Genomic DNA, 2,353 nt, shown 5'->3' with positions numbered 1-2,353 from the left:
CCCGCCCCCCCGCCCGCCATGCCGTACGGCGGGACCTTACGGTGCCCGGTCAGCAGCGTCACCGTCATCGGCTCCAGGAAGCGGATGCGCCGCACCACACCGTCGCCGCCGTGCCACCGCCCGGCGCCGCCGCTGCCGTCCCGTACGGCGAAGGCGTCGACGCGGACCGGGAAGCGCCACTCCAGCACCTCGGGATCGGTGAGCCGGGAGTTGGTCATATGGGTCTGGACGGCGTCGGCGCCGTCGAAGCCGTCACCCGCGCCGGAGCCGCCGGCCACCGTCTCGTAGTACTGCACCCGGTCATTACCGAAGGTGAGGTTGTTCATGGTGCCCGAGCCCTCGGCCTGGACCTGGAGCGCCGCGTAGAGCGCGCCGGTGACCGCCTGCGAGGTCTCCACATTGCCCGCGACGGTCGCCGCCGGATAGACGGGCGCCAGCATCGAGCCTTCCGGCACGCGGACCTCCAGCGGCTCCAGACAGCCGCTGTTGAGCGGAATGTCGTCGGCCACGAGCGTCCTGAAGACATAGAGCACGGCGGCCATCACCACCGACTTCGGCGCGTTGAAGTTGCCCGGGAGCTGCGGCGAGGTGCCGGTGAAGTCCAGCACCGCGCCGCGCGCCGCCCGGTCGACCTTCAGCGCCACCTCGATCACCGCGCCGCCGTCGGTCGTGTAGCGGTACGAGCCGTCGTGCAGCCCGGCGACGATCCGGCGTACGGACTCCTCCGCGTTGCGCCGTACGTGTCCCATATAGGCCTGTACGACCTCGATCGAGAACTGGTCGACCATACGGGCGAGTTCGGCGATGCCCTTCTCGTTCGCCGCGATCTGGGCGCGCAGATCGGCGAGATTGGTGCCGGGATCGCGGGAGGGATGGCGCGCGGTGGTGAGCAGTCGCCTGGTCTCCGCCTCGCGGAAGCGGCCGTCCCTGACGAGCAGCCAGTTGTCGAAGAGCACGCCCTCTTCGTGCACGGTCCTGCTGAAGGCGGGCATGGAGCCCGGTGTGATACCGCCGATCTCGGCGTGGTGGCCGCGCGAGGCCACCAGGAACCGCACCCGCTCGCCCGCCTCGTCGAAGACCGGAGTCACGACGGTCACATCGGGCAGATGCGTGCCGCCGTGGTACGGATCGTTGATGGCGTATACATCACCGGGCCGCAGCGTGCCCTCGTTGCGCCGCAGCACCTCCTTGATGGACTCGCCCATGGATCCCAGATGGACCGGGATGTGCGGCGCGTTGGCGATCAGATTGCCCTCGGCGTCGAAGAGCGCACAGGAGAAGTCGAGCCGCTCCTTGATATTGACGGAGTGGGCCGTGTTCTCCAGCCGTACGCCCATCTGCTCGGCGATCGCCATGAAGAGGCTGTTGAACACCTCAAGCAGCACGGGATCGATGTCCGTACCGACCGCGACGCGCGAGGGACGCGGCCGTACGCGCGTGAGCAGCAGATGGCCCAGCTCGCCCGCGCGCGCCTGCCAGCCCGGTTCGACCACGGTCGTGGCGTCGGACTCGGCGATCACGGCGGGACCGGTCACGGTGTCGGCGCAACGCAGCTCCTCGCGGCGGTACAGCGGAGTGTCGTGGAGGCGACCTTCGCTGAACATCCTTACGGAGGCGTACGGTTCCGCCTCACCGGACCGGCTCTCCGAAGGCCGGGGCGCGTACGGAACATGCGCGCCCGAGGTGCCCACGGCCTCGACCGAGACCGCCTCCACCACCAGCGGCTTGTCCATGGTGAAGGCGTAGCGCGCACGGTGCTCGCCCTCGAAGGCCGCCGTCATGGCCGGGACGCTGTCCAGGGCGACCGGCAGACTGGCGTCCGTACCGGCGTACCGCAGCAGCACACGCGCGCGCGTGCTGATCGCGGAGTCCGGTACGGAGTCGGCGATCAGCTCGGCGCGGGTGCGCCCGGCCAGGGAGTCGCACAGCTCACGCACCCGGCGCAGGGCCCGCTCGGTCAGCTCGTCCTCGACGGACTGCTCGCGCATGGCGGTGGCGTCGGCGAGCCCGATGCCGTACGCGGAGAGTACTCCGGCGAGCGGCGGCACGATCACCGTGTCGACTCCGAGGGCGTCGGCGACCGCGCAGGCGTGCTGTCCGCCGGCGCCGCCGAAGCTGGTGAGCGCGTAGCGGGTGATGTCGTGTCCGCGCTGTACGGAGATCTTCTTGACGGCGTTCGCCATATTGAGCACGGCGATCTCCAGATAGCCGGCCGCGACCTCCTCGGGAGTGCGACTGACGCCGGTGGCCTTCCGTACCTCCTCGGCGCGTTCCTCGAAGCGCCGCCGCACCACCTCGGCGTCCAGCGGCCGGTCGCCGTCCGGGCCGAACACGGCCGGGAAGTGGGCAGGCT

1 protein-coding gene is annotated in these 2,353 nt (G+C 70.4%); it reads right to left on the bottom strand.

Annotated elements, in window-relative coordinates; genetic code table 11:
• Nucleotides 1-2,353 (bottom strand): hydantoinase B/oxoprolinase family protein (locus GA0115259_RS27795; protein WP_093602137.1); only part of this gene is annotated, 2,353 nt, incomplete at both ends.

The organism is Streptomyces sp. MnatMP-M17, from assembly GCF_900091995.1.
Taxonomy (GTDB): domain Bacteria; phylum Actinomycetota; class Actinomycetes; order Streptomycetales; family Streptomycetaceae; genus Streptomyces.
Note: the sequence above shows the minus strand (reverse complement) of the source record. Positions and strands in the feature narration are given on the sequence as shown.